The organism is Candidatus Dependentiae bacterium (assembly GCA_016191325.1).
Classification (GTDB): domain Bacteria; phylum Babelota; class Babeliae; order Babelales; family JACPOV01; genus JACPOV01.
Window position 1 is genome coordinate 774,583 of sequence record JACPOV010000008.1, and the last position, 23,472, is coordinate 798,054.

31 protein-coding genes are annotated in these 23,472 nt (G+C 38.2%); 13 read left to right on the forward strand and 18 right to left on the reverse strand.

The window, feature by feature from the left end; genetic code table 11:
* Positions 1-37: 37 nt before the first annotated feature.
* Positions 38-1,195 carry an FAD/NAD(P)-binding protein gene (locus tag HYX58_04215; protein MBI2775181.1) on the reverse strand — a complete coding sequence of 386 codons (1,158 nt, stop codon included), beginning with the start codon at positions 1,193-1,195 and terminating at the stop codon, positions 38-40.
* 133 nt (positions 1,196-1,328) lie between these two features.
* Here HYX58_04215 and HYX58_04220 point away from each other — a divergent pair, with 133 nt between their 5' ends.
* The 3 genes from HYX58_04220 (at position 1,329) to HYX58_04230 (ending at position 3,279) form a co-directional block, all read left to right on the forward strand.
* Positions 1,329-1,727 carry a hypothetical protein gene (locus tag HYX58_04220; protein ID MBI2775182.1) on the forward strand — a complete coding sequence of 133 codons (399 nt, stop codon included), beginning with the start codon at positions 1,329-1,331 and terminating at the stop codon, positions 1,725-1,727.
* A gap of 44 nt (positions 1,728-1,771) precedes the next feature.
* Entirely contained in the window at positions 1,772-2,350 is a 579-nt protein-coding gene (locus tag HYX58_04225; GenBank protein MBI2775183.1) for a hypothetical protein, read from the forward strand.
* Between the two features lie 248 nt (positions 2,351-2,598).
* The gene (locus tag HYX58_04230; protein ID MBI2775184.1) at positions 2,599-3,279 is read left to right on the forward strand and encodes a TVP38/TMEM64 family protein; all 681 of its coding nucleotides are present in this window, start codon (positions 2,599-2,601) and stop codon (positions 3,277-3,279) included.
* Position 3,280: 1 nt separating this feature from the next.
* On the opposite strand, the gene HYX58_04235 is transcribed toward HYX58_04230, so the two are convergent.
* From HYX58_04235 to HYX58_04245, 3 genes are all read right to left on the reverse strand, one after another.
* On the reverse strand, positions 3,281-4,072 hold the full coding sequence (locus HYX58_04235; GenBank protein MBI2775185.1) for a hypothetical protein: 792 nt from the start codon (positions 4,070-4,072) through the stop codon (positions 3,281-3,283).
* Between the two features lie 53 nt (positions 4,073-4,125).
* Positions 4,126-4,992: a hypothetical protein gene (locus tag HYX58_04240; GenBank protein ID MBI2775186.1), complete on the reverse strand. Its 867-nt coding sequence runs from the start codon at positions 4,990-4,992 to the stop codon at positions 4,126-4,128.
* A 69-nt stretch (positions 4,993-5,061) separates the two neighbouring features.
* The gene (locus tag HYX58_04245; GenBank protein MBI2775187.1) at positions 5,062-5,577 is read right to left on the reverse strand and encodes a heavy-metal-associated domain-containing protein; all 516 of its coding nucleotides are present in this window, start codon (positions 5,575-5,577) and stop codon (positions 5,062-5,064) included.
* A 146-nt stretch (positions 5,578-5,723) separates the two neighbouring features.
* On the opposite strand from HYX58_04245, the gene HYX58_04250 reads away from it, so the two are divergent.
* Positions 5,724-6,887: a hypothetical protein gene (locus tag HYX58_04250; GenBank protein MBI2775188.1), complete on the forward strand. Its 1,164-nt coding sequence runs from the start codon at positions 5,724-5,726 to the stop codon at positions 6,885-6,887.
* Here HYX58_04250 and HYX58_04255 read toward each other — a convergent pair.
* From HYX58_04255 to HYX58_04270, 4 genes are all read right to left on the reverse strand, one after another.
* Positions 6,849-6,986, reverse strand: coding sequence for a DUF1016 family protein (locus HYX58_04255; protein MBI2775189.1), 138 nt, complete (start codon positions 6,984-6,986; stop codon positions 6,849-6,851). The genes HYX58_04250 and HYX58_04255 overlap by 39 nt on opposite strands.
* Positions 6,940-7,098 (reverse strand): DUF1016 family protein, encoded by a 159-nt coding sequence (locus tag HYX58_04260; GenBank protein MBI2775190.1) that lies wholly within the window; start codon positions 7,096-7,098, stop codon positions 6,940-6,942. The genes HYX58_04255 and HYX58_04260 overlap by 47 nt, the downstream gene beginning before the upstream one ends.
* On the reverse strand, positions 7,099-7,743 hold the full coding sequence (locus HYX58_04265) for a hypothetical protein (GenBank protein ID MBI2775191.1): 645 nt from the start codon (positions 7,741-7,743) through the stop codon (positions 7,099-7,101).
* Positions 7,744-8,391: 648 nt separating this feature from the next.
* Positions 8,392-8,814 (reverse strand): DUF305 domain-containing protein, encoded by a 423-nt coding sequence (locus HYX58_04270; GenBank protein MBI2775192.1) that lies wholly within the window; start codon positions 8,812-8,814, stop codon positions 8,392-8,394.
* A gap of 132 nt (positions 8,815-8,946) precedes the next feature.
* Between HYX58_04270 and HYX58_04275 the strand changes: the two genes are divergently transcribed.
* From HYX58_04275 to HYX58_04290, 4 genes are read left to right on the forward strand one after another with little or no spacing between them, the layout of a single operon-like run.
* Positions 8,947-10,254: a copper oxidase gene (locus tag HYX58_04275; GenBank protein MBI2775193.1), complete on the forward strand. Its 1,308-nt coding sequence runs from the start codon at positions 8,947-8,949 to the stop codon at positions 10,252-10,254.
* Positions 10,251-11,642 carry a TolC family protein gene (locus HYX58_04280; protein MBI2775194.1) on the forward strand — a complete coding sequence of 464 codons (1,392 nt, stop codon included), beginning with the start codon at positions 10,251-10,253 and terminating at the stop codon, positions 11,640-11,642. Before HYX58_04275 ends, HYX58_04280 begins: the two co-directional genes overlap by 4 nt.
* A gap of 15 nt (positions 11,643-11,657) precedes the next feature.
* Positions 11,658-12,077, forward strand: a complete 420-nt coding sequence (locus HYX58_04285; protein MBI2775195.1) for a hypothetical protein — start codon at positions 11,658-11,660, stop codon at positions 12,075-12,077.
* An 8-nt stretch (positions 12,078-12,085) separates the two neighbouring features.
* On the forward strand, positions 12,086-12,556 hold the full coding sequence (locus HYX58_04290; protein MBI2775196.1) for a hypothetical protein: 471 nt from the start codon (positions 12,086-12,088) through the stop codon (positions 12,554-12,556).
* 63 nt (positions 12,557-12,619) lie between these two features.
* On the opposite strand, the gene HYX58_04295 is transcribed toward HYX58_04290, so the two are convergent.
* On the reverse strand, positions 12,620-12,844 hold the full coding sequence (locus HYX58_04295; protein MBI2775197.1) for a hypothetical protein: 225 nt from the start codon (positions 12,842-12,844) through the stop codon (positions 12,620-12,622).
* Positions 12,845-12,896: 52 nt separating this feature from the next.
* Here HYX58_04295 and HYX58_04300 point away from each other — a divergent pair, with 52 nt between their 5' ends.
* The 4 genes from HYX58_04300 (at position 12,897) to HYX58_04315 (ending at position 14,936) form a co-directional block, all read left to right on the forward strand.
* Positions 12,897-13,067: a hypothetical protein gene (locus HYX58_04300; protein MBI2775198.1), complete on the forward strand. Its 171-nt coding sequence runs from the start codon at positions 12,897-12,899 to the stop codon at positions 13,065-13,067.
* Positions 13,068-13,112: 45 nt separating this feature from the next.
* Positions 13,113-13,373, forward strand: a complete 261-nt coding sequence (locus HYX58_04305) for a hypothetical protein (GenBank protein MBI2775199.1) — start codon at positions 13,113-13,115, stop codon at positions 13,371-13,373.
* 81 nt (positions 13,374-13,454) lie between these two features.
* Entirely contained in the window at positions 13,455-13,964 is a 510-nt protein-coding gene (locus HYX58_04310) for a heavy-metal-associated domain-containing protein (protein ID MBI2775200.1), read from the forward strand.
* 402 nt (positions 13,965-14,366) lie between these two features.
* A complete protein-coding gene (locus HYX58_04315; GenBank protein MBI2775201.1) occupies positions 14,367-14,936 on the forward strand; it encodes a hypothetical protein in 570 nt (189 codons plus the stop codon).
* 86 nt (positions 14,937-15,022) lie between these two features.
* Here HYX58_04315 and HYX58_04320 read toward each other — a convergent pair whose 3' ends face one another.
* The 4 genes from HYX58_04320 to HYX58_04335 form a co-directional block, all read right to left on the reverse strand.
* Positions 15,023-15,415, reverse strand: coding sequence for a hypothetical protein (locus HYX58_04320; protein MBI2775202.1), 393 nt, complete (start codon positions 15,413-15,415; stop codon positions 15,023-15,025).
* A 168-nt stretch (positions 15,416-15,583) separates the two neighbouring features.
* Positions 15,584-16,231 (reverse strand): hypothetical protein, encoded by a 648-nt coding sequence (locus HYX58_04325; protein ID MBI2775203.1) that lies wholly within the window; start codon positions 16,229-16,231, stop codon positions 15,584-15,586.
* Positions 16,188-16,466, reverse strand: coding sequence for a replication initiation protein (locus tag HYX58_04330; protein ID MBI2775204.1), 279 nt, complete (start codon positions 16,464-16,466; stop codon positions 16,188-16,190). The genes HYX58_04325 and HYX58_04330 overlap by 44 nt, the downstream gene beginning before the upstream one ends.
* Before the next feature lie 443 nt (positions 16,467-16,909).
* On the reverse strand, positions 16,910-17,479 hold the full coding sequence (locus HYX58_04335) for a hypothetical protein (GenBank protein ID MBI2775205.1): 570 nt from the start codon (positions 17,477-17,479) through the stop codon (positions 16,910-16,912).
* A 180-nt stretch (positions 17,480-17,659) separates the two neighbouring features.
* On the opposite strand from HYX58_04335, the gene HYX58_04340 reads away from it, so the two are divergent.
* Positions 17,660-18,898, forward strand: coding sequence for a hypothetical protein (locus tag HYX58_04340; protein MBI2775206.1), 1,239 nt, complete (start codon positions 17,660-17,662; stop codon positions 18,896-18,898).
* Here HYX58_04340 and rsmA read toward each other — a convergent pair.
* The 5 genes from rsmA to HYX58_04365 all read right to left on the reverse strand — a co-directional run bounded on the left by rsmA (position 18,888) and on the right by HYX58_04365 (position 23,452).
* Positions 18,888-19,667: a ribosomal RNA small subunit methyltransferase A gene (rsmA, locus tag HYX58_04345; protein ID MBI2775207.1), complete on the reverse strand. Its 780-nt coding sequence runs from the start codon at positions 19,665-19,667 to the stop codon at positions 18,888-18,890. The genes HYX58_04340 and rsmA overlap by 11 nt on opposite strands.
* Positions 19,668-19,795: 128 nt before the next feature.
* Positions 19,796-20,401, reverse strand: coding sequence for a hypothetical protein (locus HYX58_04350; protein MBI2775208.1), 606 nt, complete (start codon positions 20,399-20,401; stop codon positions 19,796-19,798).
* A 26-nt stretch (positions 20,402-20,427) separates the two neighbouring features.
* The gene (locus tag HYX58_04355) at positions 20,428-21,060 is read right to left on the reverse strand and encodes a hypothetical protein (protein ID MBI2775209.1); all 633 of its coding nucleotides are present in this window, start codon (positions 21,058-21,060) and stop codon (positions 20,428-20,430) included.
* An 89-nt stretch (positions 21,061-21,149) separates the two neighbouring features.
* Complete coding sequence (locus tag HYX58_04360) at positions 21,150-22,187, reverse strand: rod shape-determining protein (protein ID MBI2775210.1); 1,038 nt, start codon at positions 22,185-22,187, stop codon at positions 21,150-21,152.
* A gap of 23 nt (positions 22,188-22,210) precedes the next feature.
* Positions 22,211-23,452, reverse strand: coding sequence for a hypothetical protein (locus HYX58_04365; GenBank protein ID MBI2775211.1), 1,242 nt, complete (start codon positions 23,450-23,452; stop codon positions 22,211-22,213).
* Positions 23,453-23,472 lie beyond the last annotated feature (20 nt).

Here is a 23,472-nt window from a genome sequence, read left to right on the forward strand (position 1 = left end):
CCTTTTTGCAACGCCTCGTTCGTTTATGCAAATTTAATTAAAGCACATCGATCATGAAGAGCGATTCAAACGAAGCGAATCTATTTAGAGCCGCTTTTTTCGTCATCCATTCTGGAACAACGCGTTGCGCGTATTCCATAAAGAAACGTAGCCCAACTCGATATTCCGTACTTCCATCTGGATACGAATATTTTTCAGGAAATGCGATCCCTATTCCAAATAAGCGAGGCGCTATGATTCCGGAGACATCATCATAGATGAGTTCTGTTTTACCATTGATTGGGGGTAATTGATTCGGCTCATAACCAACAGCGTAAATAATTTTATTGCATATCGGCAACCAAGCTTCCAGAGATTCCGGCGTATTAAAAATTCTGACTAAATTTGCAGGTGGATTCTTTTCGAGCACATTTTTTGCCCACTCTGCAGTTGTACCTTTCAATCCCGCTTGTTGGTGCTGCGCCCACGTACCATGATCAATAACATAGACGAGCGGATTCTTATAAAAATTCACAATTCTGCCAACCGGCAACTCAGAAAGAAATTTTAAAATGAGCATTGCAGAATGAGCACTTCCTACTACCGCAATCGTATCGGTACTTCGTACATGCTGCGCCAAAAAAGATTTATTAAGTGCAAGATCTAAAGGAATTTTATGCGCAACTGGATAATCAAATTCCTTCGGATGCGAACCGGTAGCAAGCACTACATAATGCGAGTCAAAATGATTATTTTCTGTCGCTACATGCCATGTTTCATTATCAAAATGAAGCGATTTAATTTTGTCATGAATTGCATGAACTTTTGTTTTTAAACATTCGGTAATTTTTCTGAGAGGATCGATAATCACATGCAGCGGATATGCGGCCGTCAGCTCAAGCTTTTTCAATTCATCAAGTGCTTCTGGCGCGCACTGCTGAAATGTATTGCATGCGCTCAAATAATCGATGTACATTTTTGTGGTCGCGTTTCCAGGCACCGTGTAATAATACTGGCCGAGCCGACCAACATCAAATTCAGGATCGATCCAAGCAATTTTATCAGGATCAACTCCCAGATCCATAAGCAACCCCAGCACTGCTAGGCCCGCTGGCCCTGCACCAACAATAGTCCACAGAGGTTGAAAATCTCCATAAGATAAAGTGGTTATAAAAAAAAACGAATTTAACAGCGCGATTTTTATCAGCTTCTTCATCGCCTTCTCCTTTTAATTGTAATCGATTTCACTGTACCTCAGAGCCTACTCAAAATACAAGATGCGCAGCGCATCCAAGTGATTGACGAATGAAGCGTTCTTGAATTATGGTAAACAAAAAAGGAGTAGATCAATGCCTAAACTTACGGAACAATCCAAAGAAATCTTAAATAATACAATTGTTGAGTGTGAAAATTGTATCACAGCTTGCCAAGATCTCGTGGATATGTGCAGCACGAGTAACGGACCAGAATGCGCTGAGGCAGTTGGAAAAGCTGTTAAACAATGGTCGATTACTATTGAAACGTGCAATCAAACAATCGCATGGTGCAAACAAGAACTCAAAGATGGCTCGTTTGCTGGCCGCTCGCTTTATGATAATTGCATGCAGCTTTGCCACGAAGTAGTTGATAGTTGTAAAAAATGCATTGAAGAATGCCGCACTGGCAATGAAGGCTGCATGAATGCAACTCTTGATTGCATAGCAAAATGCGACGAAGCTGCAGAATGTTGCGATGAAATAATTGAATAATTAATATGAGGTCGGCTGGTAAACTAGTTATCAAAAGATTCTTTGTGGCACTTTTTTTTGCCGCAACCGTTCATTGGCACTCCAATTGCGCAAGTGGCGGATCTATTAGGGAAGATATACTTCCTGATATAGGTAAAACCATTCCGCGCCAAGCAGGAGTCACCGATGTGCGAGAAACAATATTTTATTACCGAGCAAAAGAAGATCTTTTAGCATTTCTTGATACAACAGTTTCCTACGGGTTTACAGACAGAATTGGAATTCGATTTAATCTGCCAATTATTTTCCTTTACCAAAAGCTAGGACGTCAATCGAGCGGCAGCGGTGATTTGCGCGTAGAGCTTTCCGCAAACATTTTTATGGAAAAAACCTATTTAGTAAACGTGATGGCTGGCTTTTCGGCTCCTCTTGGAAATGTAAAAAAAATTCCCAACCTCGGCACGGGAGCATACGGATTCACCGGACAATTTACCCTGGTTCATAGTTCTCATGATTGGTACATGGGCCAGCGGCTTGCATGGCATGCTACGACGACCACCAAACGTGGATTTAAAAACGGAAATGAAGTAAATCTTGAGCTTGGATTTGGTAGACGCATGCATTTTGATGAAGAATCATTGTAATCTTTTTACTATATTATGCAGTTTGTTACACTTATAAATGAGCAGGATATTTTGTTTAAAAAGAAACTAAAAAATACGGGCCAGGCAGTTATTTTTTTTGGACCGCTCTTGAGTTGGACGCGAGCAAATTTCTTAATGGAAGGAAGCTTTCAAGTGCCTATTGCACAGAATAGGTACGGCTTGCAACCGCTATTTGATTTTCGAGCTGCCTTTACTTGTGAATTTAAATTCTAAATCTTGAAAAGAATATGATCATTTCAAAACAAAAAAAAATCACTCTTTTTCTTATTCTCTTTTTGATGAGCTTTGCAATCTACTACGCACAACATTCATCATATTTAAGCTTTGCATGCTTTAATGAAGGTAAAGAAGAACTGCTTATTCAAGTGCAAAATAGCCAAACCAAAGCAAGCCTCATCTATATCTTGCTTTATATTATTGTTGCGATGCTCACCCCGAGCGCTGCCATGTTTGCTCTTGCTGGCGGTTTTTTATTTGGAGTCCTAAAAGCGACATCCTTTATTATTATCAGTGCAACAATAAGTGGGTCGATCGCCTTTGTTGCAACACGCTATTTATTGGGGCGTCAGATGCAAAACAGCTATTCTGTTCAACTAAAAAAATTTAACGATGAACTAAAGAAATACGGGAGTTATTATCTTCTGATGGTGCGCATTATACCTATTTTTCCATTTTTTTTGATTAATATCATTGCTGGGCTTACGAAGATTCCCTTCAGCACTTTTGTGTGGACTACTGCCATTGGCATTATTCCGGGAACCGTTATTTACACTTTTGCAGGCCGCCAATTATGCACTATCAATTCACCCCGAGATATTTTATCCCCGCATCTTTTTGCAGCGCTGCTTTGCCTGGGTCTACTCACCCTGATTCCAGTTCTGCTCAAAAAGCGAAAAAATTTGCAGTAGGTTAATTCGTTTTATCTTTGGTTGTATCTTTATTACTTGGGTAAACCTCCGTGCTACTTCCATATTCACTGTTGCTGCTTGACTCAATTTCCCCAAGATGTGGCGTATCTGGATTGCTTCGGGTAAAATTAAAATCTTCTAATTTATATACGATTTCTCTGTTTTCAAGGGCAATTCTTTTTTGCTGTATGCAATAGTTCTCATGCGAAAGTGCTTTATTAATACGATTTAATCCGGACGTACAAAGAGAAAGCGATGCAAAGCCCAAACCTGCAAAGCAAAATCCCATTTTTGCCGCATCCATGGGTTTTAATTCGCGAGCGATCAAGCTTTGCCCAAAATTTTTAATATCATAAAATAAAACCGCTCCAATGCCTAATGCGCCAAGAAATTGAATGCTACCTTTCAAAAAACGCCATCTCACATAGCGACCTTTTTGTTTTAATTCATAATCCATTTTTGCATTAATTTGCTCTTCTTTATTTGGAGTCTCTTTCTTTAGAAGCTCCATCAATCCTTCATGATTCGCGTAAGCAGTTTTTATAACATGCGCGTCTTTAATTTTCAGAAGCTCATCGACTGTAGATTTTCTTAAAGAATTCTCATCGACACGCATGAGTTGCGCAAGTGGCTTTACAATGGATCGATTCTTTGCAAGATCCGTTACGATTTTTAAAGATTCGATTGTAGCATTGAAAGGCTTTTTGGCCTTTGTTGGCAGGACGGGCTGTTCCATTGCATAAGCATTAAGATAAGCTGTGGCCGAAAAAAAAATCGCTAAAAAAAAACGCATGATTACCTCCAAAAGAGTAATGGGCCATCCCCAAAAGAATGGCCCATAATTCGTTATTGGTTGCTACTTGGCTTATCTTTTTCTTCTTTGCCCTTATTTGTAGTTAGCCTAACTCGTTTTTTTGCCTTAGGCGTTTTTTCATTCTCTGGCAATTCAGATCGAACAAGCTTTCTATAATCGATCAGTGTTTTTAAACAAACTAAATTATCGTCAGTATTATTTTTTGCTTGAGCAAGTTCTTCCTCTAGGTTTATACCTTTGTAGAGATTAGAAAACCCATTTTTCAATCCCCAAATAGAGCCACCTATAAGTGTCGCATACGCCGCTGTCTTGATTGCTCCGTTATGCGCTGTTTGTTGAGTAAATAATGCTTCGCGACTTATTAATCCACCGTTTATACAATTTTTAATATCATAAGCAAGAAATGCTAAGAAGCCCAACCCAAATGCTGCTTGCGCAAAACCCTTCGCGATATACTTACCTTTTACTGCATACGGCTTTTCATTAAGTTCTCTTATTTCTTGATCTAATGCCACTTGCAAGTCAACCGCACAATCGGCAATTCGGATCAAACTATTTTTATGCGGCCTCACATCTCTATAAAGCTTTTTTCGGTCAAGTTCAGCATTATCAGTTTGATCTCTGAGTACAAAGGTATCACTTCCAAATTCTGGCCATTGAGCAATACGAAATAATTCTGTTAGTCCAGGACGGATCGGCATCCTTGACGTAACAACGCAGTCAAATTGTTTTAAAAGCTGGCATTTTGTTGGCATCGGTTCCGCTTCAAGCTTTGGTTCAGGTGCAGGAACTTGTGGGCCTTGCGTTGGGTTTTCGGATGGTTGTGGGTTCTCCATCCCAAAAACATTCATCGAGGTGAGGATCGCACATAGTACAATTATAGAAAAAAACTTTCTCATATTAACTCCTTTTGTTTTTTCCCAATCTACTCAAGCAGCTCGTAACGATTCAAGAAATTGCTGTAAAGTTTATCGGTAGAAGTAAAGGAGCATACAAAGCGCCATGATCGCCATTGAAATATTTTCTATGAGCGTAACGTAGGTCATCGGTAATTTAAAAACTGCGCCAAGGCATGCACAAACTATTTCTTTATTCTGCGCAAGTTCGTAAGCAACACCGATACTTCCCACTATCATGAAAAAAAGAGTTGCCAAATTGGTAGCGATCGGAAAAAGACCATTAAGATAGGCGATTCCTAAACATAATTCTATAAATGGATACGCATACGCATACATGGTCGATCGTTTTGCAATAAGATCGTACATAGAGAATGCCTCAACAAAACCGTGCAAATTGTAGATTTTAAAAAGACTAAAAACAATAAAGAAACTCCCCATAAAATCATTCATCGCTGCAATAGCATCCCACCCATAGATAAAGCGACGCATAATTGTAAAAAACATAATAATACTCAGAATTAGTATTAAAGGCGTAAACGTTTTTATGGTGCTCAAAGAACGCGCGTCCGAATTATTAAGATTCATTCAGTTTTTCCTTTTTCTTTTTTTATTCAATAAAGTCAACGTAATAGGTTCAATGATGGAAATAAATAATTTTGATATGTATTTTGTTTACTCATAATCATCGTTCTGCAAATAACGAATAATAATTTCTTACCGTAAAGATTGATATGAATTATATCGCGCACTTGTTTCTTTTTATTTTCATGTTCTCAATGAATGCATATTCATCTCATCATGAAACCTACATCCCATTGCGTAAGATGAAACAGCATATGTTTGAAGCGAACCATCGAATGCATGGCATGTACGGTTACTATCCGATGGAGCGAGATATTTCAGGAACCGATTGGCAACCAGAGTCCATTCCGCTTGACGGGTTACAATTCGAAGCGCATAAATGGCTTTTTATGACCCATGATTTTTTAAACGCAGCCTATACACACCAAACAGGGCCGCGAGGGGGCAGCCAATTATTTAGTACCAGCATGTTCATGGCAACTGCACAGCGCGATTTTGGAAATCGATATACGTTTGCGCTGCGCGCTATGTTTTCTTTAGATCCGCTCATGGGCCCTAAAGGCTACCGCCTATTACTGCAAACGGGAGAACCGGGAAACGGAGAAACGCCGCTCATAGATCGCCAACATCCGCACGATTTATTTGATGAGCTTGCAATCGTCAATACGTTTGAAATTAATCAAAAGCATTCGGTTTTTTTCTATTTTGGATTGCCGGGACAACCAGCCCTAGGTCCGCCGATTTATCTAATGCGTTATAGCGGAACCTATAATCCTGAAGCACCAATCTCGCATCATTGGCTCGATTCGACGCATGTTCAATTTGGTGTTTTTACCGCTGGCTATATTTGGCAAAATCTTAAAATAGATACCTCAATCTTTACCGGTCGCGAACCGGATCAACACCGTTATGATATTGAGCGTCCTCGTTTTGATTCTTATTCGGTACGAGCCACCTATAATGCAACGCCAAATATTTCGTCGCAGATAAGTACAGGTTTTTTAAAATCTCCTGAACAGCTTGAACCGACAATTAACATCACCAGAACAACTGCGTCTCTTTCTTACAACATCGTCTGGCGGTCGATAAAATGGCAATGGACCGGCTGTTGGGGAAGAAATCAGAAACATCCTGGGTCTGCTAGCAATGCTTTTTTGCGTGAAACGACGCTTAACGGTGCAGAAAAACATATTATATTTGGTCGTTATGAACATGTAGAAAAAGATGACCTATTTCCTCAACCATTCGCTCAAGAAAAATTTCAAGTCGGCAAATTAACGATCGGCTATATTTACCAAATAACCGATTGGTAGATAGAAATTAATTTGACCCGCATCGCGTGGATCAAATTTTCCTGCTTTTAGCTCAACAACAATAAAACACGGTAACTTGAAGATAAAAAAGAAGATCAATATAATAATCTGTGTCGCCTACATATAAATGGACCTGCCTACCAACGAATGCAAATCCTTGCCCTAGTTCGAGGAGAAATTTTTGAATATGATCAATGAGCCCCCGTTCAATTTATTTTTCAAGATGTTCATCAGTATGTTCTAAGAAGTCAAAAAGATAGGGATCTTTGAGCGAGCGATGAGCCATGTCAGAATGAGGCTTTGACAATGTTTGGCTAAAATTGGTGATAGCCTTTCCTTCTCGTTGATATATTTTTGATTGAATTCTCATTTCTAATACATTGCCTGACCAACCATTTTCAATGGCTTTTTGGGCATACCAAAATCGTTCAGCGTTATCTTTCAGCTTGGTTAACAGAATTACGTTATGCCACCATGGGATATTAAAAATAGGAAGGTCTTCTAATTGTCCAGAAGCCTTCTGGACTTTTTGATAAGCAAGACAAAATGCTTTCATATAAAAAAGATTTGCTCTTGAAAAGCCTCTCATTCCAGGGAATAAATTTTGAATATCTTTGGATAATTTTTCAATAGTACTTGATCCCCATCCATTTTTCTCTTGCTTCTCATTAATTATTTCGCCAATTTCCCAATAGAGCTCGATTAACTCTCTATTGGCAGACATAGTCGCTTTGACTTGAGCATTCTGAATTCTATTTTTTATATCTGCAAGTGTCTCAGCGTAATCTTTGATAGATATTTTTTTGGAAGGAACATTCTTTTTTTTATGATCTTGCTTTTTTACGACTCTTTTCATACCATGAACTCACGTTTATATTGTTTGCAGCAATCTTAGATTGACTAATAAGGTTGCTGCGTTTTTTTTCAATACTACTGATCTATTATATGTCGGCTTTTCCAATTTTGCAGCAGCTGCTGCAAAATTAACGATAAGCTCTTTTGGATCGAGTTAACTGAATTATTCACCTAACCAATAAACGATTATCACTTCGATGCTCTTTTCGAACCAGTCTACGCCTATTCCGTCTTCGCCTTGGCTTCGCCGGACGTGGCCGGGCCAAAAGCGGAGTTTATCCTGAGCGTAGTCGAAGGGCCGGGCACGGCCATCAAACGGAATCCCAAAATATTTTAAATTGCATAACCATGAAAAAGCATAGATAAAAAAATCCCCAAAAATGGGAATGCTGGATCCAAAGAAATAAGATCACACACTTCTGAATGCGAGAAAAAATAAACGGCGCATTTGCCCTTTATGGATTCTTGAAAAGCATTGCTAAAAGTAGCATGTTGCAATTAAGAGATTCTTTCTTTTTTGCACCGCGCTTGAGCAGATTCCGTTTATTGGTAAGAAAACATTTTTTATGCATTAATCGTGTAATAATTGTAACGGCACCGGGGGGTGGCGTTACAGTTGGGTGACTGGAAGATTTTATTTTAAAGCTGATTATTTAGCTTCTAAAGCCTTTAATTTTGCTTTCATAAAATCAATTTCAGATTGTTGCGAAGAACTGATTGATTTGCAAAGCTTTTTGATTTCAGGATCTTGCAATGAAGATTGTTCGCACATTAATAAAGCTGAGGCATGATGCGGGATCATTGATTTTAAAAATTGGCTATCTGTTATAGCTGTTTGTTTTCTGATAAATAGTATTAATGCAATAAATATGGTCATGCTCGTTATACTAATAACAGCATTTAATTTCTTGTTATCATACATCGATCGCATGAGAAGCAACTCGATGAATATCATTGGGATTGTCATTATTCCTGCCATATACAGCTGATTTAAATTTGAATACACATTGGCAAATTCATTCACCATTATATACATGAGTATATACATCGATATAAAAGATAATGCTGCCATAAGAAACAGGTTACTATATTTCATACGTTAATCCTTAAGCTAAATAAACTACTCTTTTTTTCTACTTGTTATAATACACAACCATGCTAACATAATTTGAATAACGAATATCAATAAAAAAAATCAGAGTATATGAATCACTTACTTTTTATTTCTTTACTATTTTCTTCATGCTTGATTAGGGCTCAGCATCATCAACAAAAGCCGGCATTAATTATTCCCCATCAACTTTCTTATCCCCAAACCTCTTTTCAAAAAAAACAACAAGTACTATCACCATGCGGGTTAAAAAAAAGAGAAACAAAAAAAAGACCGCCTAAGCTTGCGTATTCTTGGGCTGATCCAAAAATAAAGTTTTCTCCGCCCCCGCCATTAATGGGCAAGCAAATGGGCGTTGTCCAGACACTCGGGATTCCACCTTTAGGATATGAAATGGATGGAAACGTTAAAGTATTCCATCTCATTGCGCAGCCGGTTGAAAAAACAATTGTTGATGAACGCAAACCGGCAGAATATGATGCTTTGATACCAAAAAAAAATAAATTAGAGCATGCCCATCATCATAGTCCTATTGTGCAGAAAATAAGAGCCTGGGGCTATAACGGATCCACGCCGGGCCCTACCATTGAAGTGAATGAGGGAGATAGAGTTCGCATTATTTTTAAAAACGAACTTCCTGAGCCAACTTCTATTCATTGGCATGGATTAGAGATTCCCAATGATCAAGATGGTGCAACCCCTGAAACTAATAGGCCGGTATTGCCGGGTGAAACATTTATTTATGAGTTTACCTTGTATCAATCAGGAACGCTGATGTATCACTCGGGGTTTAATGTGATGAAGCAAGATGATTATGGATTGCATGGAATGCTAATAATCCATCCCAAAAATTATGAGTATAAAATTGACCGCGACATTGCAATATTTTTGCAGCAATGGAGGATTCGGCCGGGCAATGAAGATCCTGATCTGGTGAGCATGGATTTTAATTGGTTTACTTTTAATGGATTTGCAGCGCCGAGCATTCCTATGATTAAGGTTAAGCAAGGAGAGCGCGTACGAATTCGATTTGCAAATGTTATCATGATGAGCCATCCCATTCACATCCATGGCTATACATGGAAAGTAGTGGGAACTGAGGGTGGCCCCATTCCTCAATCAGCACAATGGCCGGGCAATACCATTAATGTTGCTCCCGGAACTACTCGTGATGTTGAATTTGTCGCGTGGAATCCTGGGCTATGGCGGCTCCATTGCCATAAATTGCACCATATTATGAATGATCATGGTGATGTTCCTCTGCCGATTATGGGGCATGGTGGCATGTTCACCATTGTGTATGTTGAGCCCAAAGATCCCAATGCACCATGGCGACATCCAAAGCAGGATGAATTAGATCTTGTAAGGGATACTGATGGTAGGAGGAAATCAAAACAATGATTGCTCTTTTACTATTTTTTATTCTATTGCTACCCGGTTGTTATAAAGTGCCGATCGCGCAAGAATTTAATCGTTTAAAAAGGACCACCAAAGAAATTACCGGCTCAGAAATTATTTATGATAGTTATAACAAATATCCCGATATGGAATGCACTATTAGAGCTACCATTACTAATGGATTAAGCCGTAATGAAGCAGTAAAAACGGCTTTAATGAACAATCCTTCGTTGCAAGCAGATTTTGCAAAATTAGGCATAGCCAAAGCCGATTTGATTCAGGCAGGATTGTATACCAATCCCCAAACTCAAAATGTTTTTAGATTTCCGACCGCAAGCCAGGGCCCCGGAACCGCTCAGACTAATATTGAAAGCATAACAACGGGCAAGCTTTCTGATTTATGGCAAGTTCCCTTGCGCAAAAGAATATTTGAAGATGAATTAGAAATCATTACTCTTCGCATACTTACCGGTATTCTTGATATTGTAGAAAATACCAAATCCGCCTATGATGCATGTGTAAAAGTTGATCTACAACTTGAAAATGAAAAAATCATCTTATCATTTACTAAAGAACTCCGAGAAGAAATCTATTATCGACAAGGCTTTGGGTATTCTAACGATCTTGATAAATATAATGTGGACGCACAAGTAGCAATAGTGCAAACAGCTATTACAGAATATGAAAAAGAACGAAAAAGAGCCTATCTTCATTTGACGCAATTATTAGGCATAACTCCCTCGAGCAAAGAAATTATTCTTACTGATACTATTTTAGATTCGATAACAATACCTTCTTTATCTGATCTTGAATCATATGCGCTTGAATATCGGCCAGAAATGCAGATTGCTCGTTATAAAATCAAACGCTATGAAGATACAATACGCTTTGAAAAAGCGAGTGTATGGAAAGATGTTAATATTGGCATAGGGTTCAAGCAAGATTTTGATAAGCCATTCCGCGGGTGGGGACCGGCAATTAATTTCGAAATTCCTTTATTTGATACAAATTATGCCCAAATTGCTAAAGCAGAATTTGAATTCGAGCGCGCAAAAAAGAAATTGCGCTATAGAAAAATAATAATTCAAGAAGAGTTGCGTAAAGAGCTCACCGCGGTACATAAAGAAAAAAGAGAAATAGCCTATTACAATACATTTATTATCCCATCATATGAAAAGGCTATCGATTATACCTATACCTATGCCAATACCATGCAGCTTAACATGCTTACCGCATTGGAATCTCAATTAACTCTTTACAAGGCCGAGCAAGAATTGATAGAAAAATATTACAATCTTCATATTGCTTTTAATAAGCTTGAAAGAGCATATGGTAAAAATATAGAACCATATGAGTTCGCTAATCATGAAATATCTTGTATTAATGCATAATTGATAGAGTAAGGGATGGTTATAGATAACAAAAGATCAAATATAATAAGAGCATGGTATTTACTCTATTATACCTATGGATTTTTACCCATTATTACTGGATTAGATAAGTACTTTGATTTTTTAGCTGATTGGTATATCTACTTAAATCTTGCCATCCCCAGATTATTAAATATAACTCCAGAAGCATTTATGCATACTATCGGAGTTATAGAAATTATAATGGGATTAGTGGTTTTTATTAGACCACGCATTGGCGGATATATAATTGCAGCATGGCTACTCATAATTTGCATTAATTTAATTTCAATGGGATCGCATACGCATGAAGGCTATGATCATATTATGAGACACTATGATGTTGTTGTACGCGATATTGTTATGGCAGTAGGCGCATATGTATTGGTGCTTTTATCAAAAGAATTGAATAAGTAAGCGCACCTTTGTTTAATATACTTGAAAAAGTATACGATAAAACTATTGACTACCCCCCCCCCCATGATACTTTTTTTGTGGTTGCTCAAAATCTAATAATAAAAAGTAATAAAACAAAAGAGGAAAAAATGAATATCAACAATTTCGCTTACTCATTAGCATTATCTATTTTTTTTGTTCCATCATTAATGCAAGCTCAAGAAGCTTCATATAATCGTTTAGAAAAAGCTATGCAAGAATGCACTGAAGTTTGCAAAAAATGTACAAAGGCTTGCGAAACCTGTTCTTCTGATTGTAAAGAATGTAGCAGCGACTGCAAAAAGTGTACTCAAGAATGCAAACGATGTACAAGTTCTTGTAACGAATGTTCTCGCGACTGCAAGGAATGTTCTTCTGCCTGCCGTGATTGCGTAGAAGAATGTAAAAGATGCGTAGAAGCTTGTAAAGAATTGGCAGATTCAATTAAAAGAAGAATGTAAATAGCAGGAAATAGTAATTAAGTAGGCTTTGAGCAATCAAATCCATAATTAGTAAAATAAATCTCAATTAAGGGGTTTCCAATGGCCTGTAAAATGTCTAAAGAATGTACCGATGCGTGTAATGCCTGTATAAAAGCATGTGAAGAATGTGCCAAATGCTGCAAAGATTGCCATGAATGCATAATAGGGAAAAAAGGCGAATGCAAAGCAAGCGCTGATATGTGCATAAGAAAATGCAAAGAATGTATCGATGCGTGCAGAAAATGCATCACTGCTTGCCAAAATCATATAAAGCAATGCAATGATAGTGATTGTGTCGCTTCTATGAAAAAATGCATCGATGAATGCAATAAATGTATTAAAGTATGCGAAGAGTGCAGCAATGCTTGCAACACTCCTGATGCTCGTTGCGCTGAATTATGCAAAAAATGCATTCAAGCATGTAATGATTGCATCAAAGCATGCAGAGAATGCGTTTAATAATATAGTCTCTATTGGTCATAAAAAATAAAAATTAATAGATTTTTTTACTAACGCTTAATGATAAGGATCACATATGAAGCTATTATCAAATTGTAAATTTATATTTGCCTTTGTTGTTATTTCTCTATTTTCTATTTCATCAATGAGCGCTAAGCATACTCCCGAATCTCTTGAGCATCATAAAAAGGCGCAAGAACACCATAAAAAAGCAATGGAGCATCATAGAAAAAGCCAAGAGAATCATGAGCAAGCCATGAAACATCATAAAACGGCTATGACTCATCACGAAGCTGCGATGGAACATCATGACGCAGCTATGGAAGCAAATAAATAATCAATCATAAATTAATTATGACCAATAGAACCCCCCAGAAATTAATACTACTGGGGGGTTCCCATTAAAAAGGATGAGTTGATGAATCATGAAAATAACCATGAGAGCAAATATAATTTTTATTCTTTTTTACCACTTATTATCATAGCTGGCCTCATAATCGCCTTCACAATTGGTATGAGCTTCTATAGAGGCGGCTGGAATTATAATGAAGCCATGTTGGATTTCATGGCAGGATTCTTTTTAGTTTTTGGATTCTTCAAAATTATTAATTTACCCGGATTTGTAGAAGCATACTCAATGTATGATATTATTGCGCAACAAAGCAGACTCTATGCCTATATTTACCCTTTCATTGAAATAGGCCTTGGCATTGCATACCTGCTCAGATATCAGCTCTTTGTAGCCAATATTATTACCGTGATTATTATGGCTATTGGAAGTATTGGGGTAGTTATTGAGCTCAGTAAAGGCCGCGAAATTACTTGCGCTTGTTTGGGCACGGTTTTCAAACTCCCCATGACGTATGTTACCTTATCCGAAGATGTTATCATGGGATTAATGGCTCTTTATATGATCCTTTTTCTCTAAGATTTTCTCTTCAAATATCTCCAAATGTTGCTTTTTAATTCCAGCTTCCCCGTGTAGCGGATCTATGGAATTCCAGTCTACTCCTATCTGGAGCTCAACCGCTTGCCAGTAGATTTTTTGCTTAGCTAAGATAAATGAACCCAATCATTCCCATTTTGTGAATTTTTTGGTGATGCATAATCATCCTACTTCGCCAAGGCGGAGTTTATCCTGAGCGTAGTCGAAGGAAGCACAGGTTGGCTATGCAATATAAAATGTTCTGAATGTCGTGTGTTGGTTCGAAAATAATATCGAAGAAATAATCGTTTACCCTACTTCGCTCAAATTACGAATAATTTTGAACTTCGAAGGGCAAGTTGGTATTCTTTAATAGTTATTTACTACCTTTCATCTTGGAATCCAATGAAACGAGTTCTTTTCCTGCTCATCATGATGCACCATACTCTAATCGTGCCCAATGAAACAATTGAAGTTGAAGATATGCCGTGCGCAATTATTCTTAATTTTAATGTTTCAAATAATAATCACGTAACATCGGCAAATGATACAAGTGCCAATTCACATCAAAATTTGAATCAGATTGAAAAGAATAGTGAGGGTGCAGCTCTGGCTACCAAAGACATACAATCATTTATTGGCGATGCCATTAAGAATCATAAACTGCATATTAGCATAGTATTAGCAATTGGTTCTTATGGATTGCTGTACTATTACATTAAAAAAGGTAATCACTATCTTAATCGATTAGATCTATGGTCATCATGGAAAAAAGAAGAAGATCCGATCATGGTGAGCCTGTCGAACCATGCTCAGGAATTATTCCGTGAAATTAAAAATCGCTACAAAAAAGATTTTGCATCATCATTGGTCCTTTTTATAAAAGATATTCAGCAGGAAAAAAGGAATATTAGGTGGTATCAAAGCCTGTATCATTGGGCAGGATACTTGCATATAAAAGCTTTTGCCGTTTGATTTACCAGTATATGAGAATAGTGCGCGAAAATTAGAACGTATTTTGTATTATAAAAAATGTATCGAATCGATATAGTATTTTAAAATTATAATGCAGCTAAGGCTGGAATTGATTCAGAAGAGAATGCGGGAAGACGATCCGAAATTTCGGTGATTAATCCTTCTTGGAGTAATTCTTTATGCACAATGGGGTATGAGAGCATCTTTTTGAATTCTTGATTATACGCGTAATAAATCATATCCCCTTTGATACAACGCCCATAAAAAATTGAAAATGTTCCCCAGGATGGGCGTGCGGGATTGGCAGTACATTGAAACGTGATTGTTGCGCCTAAATGCCAAAATGAACGCTCTAAGAATAGATTGCCCGCATCGTGCCTGCCCTTCGAAGCTCCGAAGGAGCAAAGTAGGAGTTGCCAGAGCTTTAGAAGATCATCTGCATGGATGGTATGCTCTTCTTTTTGATCAAGCTCAGGCAATGCATGCTCAAATAAAATTCGAAATAGTTTTTTTCATCATCACTCATGCGATGGTGAATCTCTACAAAAGAGTTCTCTGTGCTTTTTTTAACCATATGCCACCTTTGAAAAGCATTTATTATAAGCTATATTACCGCCAAATCAAAGGGAATTTCAATTTTTTCATTTTCATTCTTGCGATGAGCATTGCAGAGCGGCCCATGATTCAAAATTTCTTTCTTCTGGTGTTAATAAAACCTGCTCAAGAAATATTTGATGATAAATTTGCTCCATGCCGGTAGACATAATAAATCCAATATCCTGGCCTGTCATCCATTTTTCAAAGGTAACTGCAAGAGTATTTTTGCGTTCTTCGGGCAATTTATTCCATGAATTCTGCACCCGTTCTTTAACAAATGCAAGATGTTTGCGCTGTAATTCATCCATTATAAAATCCATACCCTTGCATGGTTTTGCGCCGGTAAATTTTATGTGCTCTGAAGTTTTACTATTAAATCTTTTGACCAGCCATGCTGCCGGATTACAAATCTTTTGGAGATCACATTCAAGTTCATCAATAACTTTTTTAATTTCACTCGGTTTAAAAATTTCCAAGAATTCTTTTGCTTTGCGATCTGAAACGCCATAATTTTTCAACTGTTGAAAGGGACAATCAGAATTCTGTTTCTGCTTCGGTTGCTTTCTTATTTTTGCAATTACTTTTTCAACATCAATATTCGTGCGTGTTTTTTTCTTAATGGCAAACCATACTAAAGCATCATCATTTTTGCCACTAAATTTGACCGCTATCAAAAGATCTGCCTTTTGGTTGATCATCCAGTATTGCCTTCTTAATAATTTTGTAATTAAAGTGTTTAAATTCTTTATATTCATCTTCGGCAATTCCCAGATATTTTTTAAATTCTATGAGCGCAAATACCGGGGTGCGTTCAATGCCGGCATAATCAACGCACAATTCATATATCACCAATGAGTATTTTGAAGCAAACTCTTTTTGTACCAAAAGATTTATTTTTGAGTATGAGGGTGGATTAATGAGTTGCCCAATCAATGCCGGGCTCCCCTAGGATACGCATTCAGAACCAATGAAATTTGCCCTTCCCGTTTTAGATTATTTTTATATTTTTAAAATTTTATCTCGCGCGCACACGCGTATGCACATCGCACGCATGAACGTACGCGCGTAACTTTCTAAATCTTTCAAAATCTTTCTATTTAATCTATCTAGGCGCCTCGGCAGACAGCACCAGAGCGTGTATCCCAGAGGGTAATTACGTCAAAGTATCCCTAGTGCTACGTCAAAATATCCCCTCTCTCCGTTAAAAGTACGCTAGTAAATTTGCGAGACTCAAAAATGTTGCACAAATTGTATAGTGTCTATATAAATAGTTCCATATACTGATTGAGAAATTTTTTATCCTTAGAGTGAAGCTACGTAAATAGTCCCGTTTCCGGCACCATTTTTTTGCAGTTTAGAGTCGTGTGATTTTTAAACTACGTGCCGTTTAACGCTTTGGAACAACCAATCCCAATCCCTGCAATAATAAAACCTGTGACGATTGCTCGCTTTGTCCACGGATGATCAACTATTTTAGATTTTTTAAAAACAATTTTATCGGGCTTAAATTCTCTATTCTTGACCGAACCAGATATAATTCCTCTGTTTTTTACCGTATAAAAAATAGAGGAATAGCGTTGTGAAAATTTGTATGTTTTTTTTCCAAAAGCCCCTGTCAGCTCTTGCGATTTAATTTCATCAATATTTTTTGAATAATCCTGCACCAGTTTTGCAACGTCTTTAGGAAGTGAGATATCTGGCCGCACTAAAAAGTTTCCTGAATCTCGTTGGCTCAGCATTATGCTTAAACGGTCAATCCCCATAAATGATCCTGCAAACGCGGCGCCCGCGATTTCACCGCCAACAACGCCGACCAAAATCGCAAGCGAATAAGTTGGCAACAAAAGCAAATTCCAGCGAGAATATTTTGCTACGCAGTAGGTCTGCGCATCGCAACCCAAGAGCAGAATAAAAAAAATTATAACCATACCTTTTTTTGCAATCATTTGCCCCATCTCTCCTGGCAACGCAATCTATACATTTAATTATACTATACAAATACTGCCCAGATCCGCACAATAGAAACCATAAAGCAAAAAACGATAGCTCGGGCATGAAAAAATTGTTACGATTGAACTAAGAAAAAAGTTGAAAACAACTGAATCGAAATACTGAATACCATGCGAATGCCCAATATACTTGTAAATGCCATTTTCGCTTTAACTCTTTGTTCCCCCGCTCTATTTTGCGCTGAAGAACAATGGGTTACTATTTTTGTTCATGGAATAGTAAGTATTAAGCCATATCTCAATACAGCTAATATAATCCGATTTTTAAGGGACGATATCAGCAATTCGGTATACGAAAAAGCTGTTCAACTTACGCGCAAAGATGATTTTTTTTATCAATATCATGCGATGCAAGAGATGGGCTTAAAGCAAATTGATTTGAACTGTTACGAAAAAGGGTACGCATCGGGCATTATCGCCCGCAGTTTTGATGCGGTCGCAAAATCTGCCAATCCGCAAATGCCTGCAAATCTTTATTATACTTTTGGTTGGTCTGGCCTTTTAAGTCAGCGATTATGGACGCTTGAAGCCCAAATCTTCTATCAAGATCTTGAAGCGCTCGTAAACGATTTGCGCGCTCAAGGAAAAGAACCCCGCATTCGATTAGTTTGCTATAGCCACGGGGGAAATTTTGCTTTGCGATTAGCACTTTTTGATTCTTGCACATTTCATGTTGAGGATCTTTGGTTGATTGGCGTGCCGATTCTTCCCGAATCGTACGACCTTGCAGAATGTTCATTTTTTAAGAGAATTGATAATTTCTATTCTGAAGGGGATCGGATTCAGCGTTTAGATTTTTTCTGTTCGCAAATCTTATTCTCCGATCGCGCGTTTTATCCATCTCGCCAAAGACCTATTTCAACTCGGATAACCCAAGTCAAACTGAAGTTTAGGCGAGATACAACTAAACGATGCAGAAAAAATTGCTGTGCAGATGTGCAACCTTGCACCATAAAAAATCGTTTGCATAGCAGAAACGCTGATCCCGGCCATTCTGAACTATGGTCTTTTGGTTGGTCACCGACCAGCTATCGCCCGCAGTTTCCGCTGTATCCACTTCCGGTTACGGTCTGCTTGCCGTTTGTTGCGCAGGCAATGAGAACGATCAACGGTCAAGGATGCCACGCATCTGCTGAAATTCATCCAAATCGTGAATTCATGTTTATTAAACTACCCGGCTGCAAACGCACATGTCTTCCGTTCATTCCAGCAGCCCTCCTTAATCAACTAAAAGAAGAAGCGCTTGCATCACGGCCGGAAAATTTTAATACAAAAATATTTGATGAACGTATTTGCACCATTATTCGCCAAGCAAATCAAGAGATTGATGCTGGCAAATATGGCATTAAGAATTAAATTTTTTCCATAGAGCTAGAAAATCGTCGATATTCATTTGCTGCGCACGCAAAACCAATAATTCTTCAGAAATAAGTGACATATCAAAGTGAGTTTGCTGCAGATTATTTCTTAAAGTGCGTCGAGGTTGGCGAAAGCACAATTTAATGAAGTCCCAGAACCCTTGCTCGTCAGGAATGGGAGCAACATTTTCTTTAGGCTTAAAATATAATAAACGTGAATGCACTTTTGGAGGCGGTTCAAACGCTTGAGGCGGCACTTTATCAAGCTTTTCCCAATTAAAATAGTACTGGAAAAAGAGAGAGGGATACCCATAGCCACGCCCGTGCGATTTAAGGAGCTTTTCTGCGACTTCTTCTTGCACCATAATGACGCCCTCGCGCAAAAGATGCCTATTTTTTTGCAGCAGATGCAAAATAGGGAAGGTAATTTGATAAGGGAGATTAGCAAGAAGAGTCCATGGCTGATCAGGCTCGAAAATCGACCAATCAAGATCTAAAATATTTTGCTCATAAATAGTCATCCGCTTATTTGGCATCGATTTTCGGACAAAATCTGCCCATTGTGGATCTATTTCAAAAACCCACAACTGCTTGATTGGCTGCTTTAAAATTGAGCGAGTTAAAAAACCATCGCCGCACCCAATTTCAAATACAGAACAACTTTTATCAAGCGACACGCGCTCAATCATATGATCGATCACCACTTGCCAACGCAAAAAATGCTGGCCGTACTGCTTTTTTATTTGAATGCCATGAGCAAAATGCATCTTTAGATCCTTAAGTAAGACCTTTTCAGTGTACCACAGACCGGCAAAAAAACAGCATTTATGGCTTTATTTATAAAAAAATGGACGGATTATACGAGCTTTTTATGATTATCGAAATTTCAGATCAGCTACTTGCTATGAAGATAGGCGCCCCAAAGTGAAATCCCTAAACCAGTACCTATGCCAATATTTCTTGCCAAGTGAAATCTATTCGCTTTGATTTGATCGTGACGCAGCGCCATCTGTGTTGTTTTAGTTTGTTCTATTTCAGTGTACTGCCACTTATTATCGAGTGTTTTAAGAAAAGTAATTTTTTTCGTCTTATTTCCGTATGGTTTTTCTGTAATTCCTATAAATTCAATCGCCGGGAGTGTGCGAATATCTAAACTCTCCTTTAATAAATCAAGTTCTAGCGTTTTTCCATCGGATCCTTTGAAAGAATAGGATTCAACATTTGCTAATATGTTTGGGTTAATATGCGCATTAATAAAACGTTCTGTTACCATATAACCGTCAATTTCAGAACTTTTATAAGAAATCTCTTCATGTAAACTCCCAGAAAATTTATCAGCATATAACTTATGAACTCCCCAAGCGGTAGTTGCAATTGCTGCACCTAACCAAACTTCTTTTGATTGAGCACTATTTTTTAAAAATGAAATTAAATCTGCATGTACCGTGCATACGAAAGATAAATTTAGAAGCAAAAATACATATTTTATTTTTTTTAGCATGTCATCCTCTAGCTAAAATTTAGTTTTTAGGGATATAACCAATTATATAGACTTCGTGTTGCTCCCAACAAAATGCATCCACAACCCACGCTCTGAGCAATTTTTCGCCTAAGTAATAATTTCTCCAATCTTTGTTCATCTAATTTAGCTACCATTACTGTCTCTGGTACTTCTATAATTATTTTGCGAATCCACTCATTCTCACAATTCCTTTTAAAAACTGTTACTTCTTTTTGCAGGATCTGCTTGCGCACAATTTTAATTTCTGAAAGATCATCAATGCAATCTTCCTTTCCTAGCACGGGACTAGCTGGCGCAATGAGCTGGCAATCGCGATCATAAAACTCATAAATTTCTTCGCTGTAACTTGGCGCCTGCATTAGTTTTATTTTCTTTTTTATTTCGTCGTTTGAAAAAACAATTTCTTTACGCTCTTTTGTAAACTCGAGGCGAGACAATTTCTTCCATATTTTTTTTGGTTGATACGTTGTGCATTTACTTTCTATGTAACCCGCGTCATAGTACCACGCGGCTCCCAATAGAGCAGTTCCGCATGCTATTTCTTTTGAAAATAATAATTTTTTTAGAAATAGTGTCTCTTCTGCCCTAACCACTGATGCGAAAAGAAAGCAAAGCCCCCAGAATTGTTTTACCCTCATTGCCTCTACCCTATTTTTTATTAGTAATAGCATGTTTCAAAAAAAAAGAGCCACGTTTTGCATGTGGCTCTTTGTATAACTATCGAAAATTATTTTAAAAGTGCGTCTTTGAAGAAATCGAGTTGTTCGAGTACTTTTCCAGCACCCATCACAACGCAAAGAAGTGGATTCTCCGCTAGATGAACTTGCAAACCTGTTTCTTTTGAAATCAATTGAGCAAGCCCTTTAAGAAGTGAACCGCCGCCCGCCATCACAATACCTTTATCAACTAAATCTGAAGATAGTTCGGGTGGAGTATTTTCAAGCGCCACGCGTACAACATCAACTATTGTCGCTATCGTTTCAAGAAGAGATTCATGCACTTCTGCACTCGTCAAAATGATTGTTTTTGGAACTCCGGTCACTAGATCGCGCCCCTTAACTTCCATCGATTCATCTTTTGACTCTGGCATCACCGAACCAATTTGAATTTTGATCAATTCTGCGGTGCGCTCACCGATAAGCAAGTTATATTTTCTCTTAACATATTGCACAATTGCACGATCCATCTCATCTCCGCCAACGCGAACTGAACGGCAAAAAACAACGTCTTTAAGTGCTATCACTGCAACTTCGGTTGTTCCACCGCCAATATCAACGATCATGCTGCATGATGGATCTTGTACTGGTAATCCAGCGCCAATTGCTGCGGCCATTGGTTCCATAATGGTGTAAACTTCGCGCGCGCCCGCTTGTTTTGCAGAATCTTCAACTGCGCGTCGCTCTACTTGCGTAATGCCTGAGGGAACACCAATAATCATACGCGGGCTAATAAGCATACGGCGATTACCGTGCACCTTACGAATAAAATAACGAAGCATGCTTTCGGTAAGTTCAAAATTTGCGATTACGCCATCGCGCATTGGCCTGCACGCTACAATACTTTCAGGAGTTTTACCCAACATTTCCTTAGCGCCACGCCCTGCAGCAAGCACTTGATTTGTATTTGCCTTAACTGCAACAACAGACGGCTCGTCTAAAACAATACCGCGATTTCGCACATATACTAATGTATTTGCTGTTCCTAAATCGATCGCTAAATCGGTCGAAAAAGCGCTAAACAATTTTTTTGCAGGAAAAAATCTCATAGTGGCCCACCTTTATCTTTTTTCTAAAAACTAAGTAACAATCCTAAAGAAAATCGCTGCGTCTTGCTCACGCGTTTTGCTGCAAGTACCGAAACTGGCATATCCCATTGTAATTGAACAATCGGTGCACACCAATGTGGTTTTCGCACGCGAGAGAAATCGTAAAATAAATTCACCGTAAAATATTCAGAACCAAAATCTGATCGATCATTCAGTGCTTGCAGTGTTGCAGAAGGAATTGGATTTTCGCGCTTATCAACATACAAATCATCATAATGAACTACTGCGGTATATTGCAACTGACCGCCAAGGCCATCACGAATATCTTCAACGCGTGCATAAGGAGAGATTGCAAATGTTAATCCAGGATCAACGCGCAAATCTCCTAGAACGGCACCAAAAAGCGGCTGCTCGTTTGCAATAGGGATTCTATTCGGGAACGTACGTGCAAATCGTTTACTCATGCGCACATAAAGCCCCGCTTTCCAGTCTTCTTTAAGTTCAAATTCTGCATCGCCTGCCAAATAAAGGCCAAAAAAACCGTTGCCGCCATAGGGGAGCGAAGCTGGATTATTTACATCGCGTTTCTTTCCAGTGTTGATCATCATACCGCCACGAATACCTAAATCGATACGTTTGAATTTCAAGAAATATTCCCAAATTTTCCCGAATCTAAAATAAAGATCGATATCAGAAAATCCTACAGTGCTTGATTTTGTGGGTTCAAAGCCGAGCGAATTTTGCAATTGCCTTCTAATTTGGTCAAGCTGCAAAATTTGATCTTCACTCAATCCATATTGTCTTATCAGTTGATCGTCTAAGCGAAAATTAATACGTGAAAAAAGATGCATAAAAAATGCATTGAAGCCAATAGAAAAATGCTTTGTGAATCGATGCTCATAAGCCCATTCAATGCCTTGAGAATCAATAGCACCAGACATATTATAAATAATAGAACTAAATTGATCGAAATCCGGAGCGAGCGGATTTGCGTTCCCCAAAAGTACAAACGCATTGGCAAGTTTTATCAAATCATACCTGCCCCAAATTTCAGGAATACCAAAAGTGATATCCTCTTCATCGGTCGCATTATGCGCGAGCATAAAAAAAGCATCTGCCGAAGCATAGGTTCTTTTTGCCGGTGTACGTGAAAACGTATGCGGAAATAACGGGAAATATCTATTATCAAAGACCATTGCACGAAGCGATATGCCCCAACAACAGATCACGGTGAACAGCAGAAGGTTTTTTCGAAGGCGCACCATACTCTATCATCCTGATTTTA